This is a genomic window from Psychrobacter glacincola (genome assembly GCF_904846215.1).
GTDB classification, from domain to species: Bacteria; Pseudomonadota; Gammaproteobacteria; order Pseudomonadales; family Moraxellaceae; genus Psychrobacter; species Psychrobacter glacincola.
This window is the reverse complement of record NZ_CAJGZK010000049.1, coordinates 1-1758: the sequence shown is the minus strand read 5'-3', so window position 1 is coordinate 1758 and position 1758 is coordinate 1. Positions and strand designations below refer to the sequence as shown.

The 1758-nt window shown below is 39.5% G+C and carries 1 protein-coding gene and 1 pseudogene; one reads left to right on the top strand and one right to left on the bottom strand.

What is annotated here, in order from left to right:
* Positions 1-316 precede the first annotated feature (316 nt).
* A complete protein-coding gene (gene pseC, locus JMW90_RS13300; protein ID WP_201564725.1) occupies positions 317-1495 on the top strand; it encodes a UDP-4-amino-4,6-dideoxy-N-acetyl-beta-L-altrosamine transaminase in 1179 nt (392 codons plus the stop codon).
* A gap of 157 nt (positions 1496-1652) precedes the next feature.
* Here the strand turns inward: pseC and JMW90_RS13295 are convergent.
* A pseudogene (locus JMW90_RS13295) lies at positions 1653-1758 on the bottom strand (IS5/IS1182 family transposase); the annotation flags it as partial.

Sequence of the window (1758 nt, the reverse complement as noted above, 5' to 3'; positions counted from 1 at the left end):
TTTGGTCTTAGATACTTCATGCTCTTGCATAGCATCCAGCATTTCATGAAAAGTGGCTTTATGGATGCCAGTATAGCGTTTAAAACCAGCGTCACTTTGTTTGAGTAGCTTATCTATGTTTGGCATGATTCCTAGCCAGTTGTGAGTGTATTAGTTATTTTAAAACACTCTGCTACTTTTGCAAGAGGTCTAATATAATGAATAGTTTATGGATGTCGACCAGAAACCCAGCTAAGTTTTAACAAGGAAAGGAATGTTCAATGTTTTTTGCTAGTACAGCGCCTATTATCAGTGCGAAAGTATGGAGGGCATATAGATGATTCCCTATGGACGTCAAGATATAAACCAGCAAGATATAGATGCAGTAACAAGGGTTTTAAAATCGGATTTCTTGACACAAGGACCACAAGGCCCACTATTTGAGCAAGCCGTTCTAGATGCTTGTGGCGCCCAGTACGCAGTGGCAGCTAATAGTGCGACATCAGCATTGCACATTGCTTGTCTCGCTTTGGGTTTGGGAGAAGGTGACTGGCTTTGGACTACGCCTAATACTTTTGTCGCTTCAGCAAACTGTGGGCTTTATTGTGGTGCTCAAGTTGATCTAATTGATATTGACCCCCACACCTACAATATGTCTGCAAAAGAGTTAGAGAAGAAACTCATTTTAGCAGAGAAAGAGGATAAACTGCCTAAAGTGGTGGTTCCGGTACATTTTGCTGGTCAGCCTCCTGATATGCAAGCTATACATATTCTCTCACAAAAATATGGCTTCAAAATCATTGAAGATGCTTCACATGCTATTGGTGGTAGATATCAAGGTGAGCCTATTGGTAATTGCCGCTATAGCGATATTACCGTATTTAGTTTTCACCCAGTGAAGATAGTCACTGCTGCTGAGGGTGGCATGGCAGTTACTAACAATCCAAAATTAGCAGAGAAGTTAGATTTATTTCGTAGTCATGGTGTTACTCGTGATGAAAATCTAATGACTAAGCCTATGGATGGTCCTTGGTATTACCAACAAGTTGAGTTAGGTTATAACTACCGTATGACAGACTTACAAGCGGCTTTAGGGGTGTCGCAGATGCAACGTTTGGATATCTTTGTTAGTCGACGCCATGAGTTAGCGCAGCGCTATAATGAGTTGCTAAAAGACTTACCAATAACGCTACCTTGGCAACACTCAGATAGCTACTCTGGTTTCCATCTATATGTGATTCGCCTGCACCTAGATGAAATTGAGAAAACTCATCTTGAAGTTTTTGAAGGGATGCGAGAGGCTGATATTTTAGTTAATCTGCATTATATTCCTGTCCATCTGCATCCTTTTTATCAAAAAATGGGCTTTAAAGAAGGTCAGTTCCCGCAGTCAGAGCATTATTATAAAGAAGCTATTAGTATTCCTATGTTTCCATCTATGACTGAGGAACAACAAGATAAAGTGGTTTCCGTATTAAAGGAACAATTGGGTAATGAGAAAGTAGCTAAAAGCTAAGTCGTAATTACATCCGCAGCTTATATTTTTTTAAAGACTGATTAATTATATCAAACCAATCGAATTTTTTGATTAAGTATTTGTTAGAAGGGTTACCATCTTGCGAGTTATTTAATACGCTATTTTATATATCGTTATACTAGGGGCTGTATAGAATTCAAATCAGCGGCAGCCAGATAAAGACACAGGCTAGAATCACGGCAGCCTCATAGCTGGCTTTAAGTTTATCATAGCGTGTAGCAACACCTCTGAAGTGTTTTAAC

Coding starts and splice junctions, on each gene's coding strand:
- pseC (WP_201564725.1), top strand. CDS start 317: ATGATTCCCTATGGACGTCAAGATATAAACCAGCAAGATATAGATGCA.